The sequence below is a fragment of the Myxococcus sp. AM011 genome, assembly GCF_013372595.1.
Lineage (GTDB): Bacteria > Myxococcota > Myxococcia > Myxococcales > Myxococcaceae > Myxococcus > Myxococcus eversor.
Window position 1 is genome coordinate 1 of record NZ_JABXEM010000658.1, and the last position, 420, is coordinate 420.

The following is a 420-nucleotide window of genomic DNA, read 5'->3' on the forward strand; positions in this document are numbered from 1 at the left end:
GTCCCCCCACCGTCGCCGCCATCACCGACAGCAATGAGTTGCACCGCACCGCCACCCGCGCGGACGCCCCCTCCGACTCCAACCACCGCGCCTCCGGCCACTTCGCGGCCGCCCCCGTGTACCCAATCACGTCATGCCCCGCGAACCCCGTCGCCGGGTCCGCCAACCCCCGACGCGCGACATATGCCTCCGACGCATAGAGCGAAATCGCGATGTCCCCCACCTTGCGCGCCACCAGCGACGCCTCGCTCGGCCGCGTCAGTCGCACCGCCACGTCCGCCTCGCGCCGCCTCAAGTCGAGCGCCCCGTAGTCCGTGAGGAACCGCACCTCGATGCCCGGATGCCGCTCGCGGAACGGCGCGAAGCGCGGCAACAACGTGTTCACCGCGAAGGCCTCCGTCGTCGTCACCCGCACCACCC

1 protein-coding gene is annotated in these 420 nt (G+C 71.9%); it reads right to left on the minus strand.

Features of this window, described 5'->3' with window-relative positions:
* A partial coding sequence (locus HUW62_RS47890; RefSeq protein WP_368670667.1) for a LysR substrate-binding domain-containing protein occupies positions 1 to 409 on the minus strand: 409 nt, incomplete at its 3' end.
* Positions 410 to 420 lie beyond the last annotated feature (11 nt).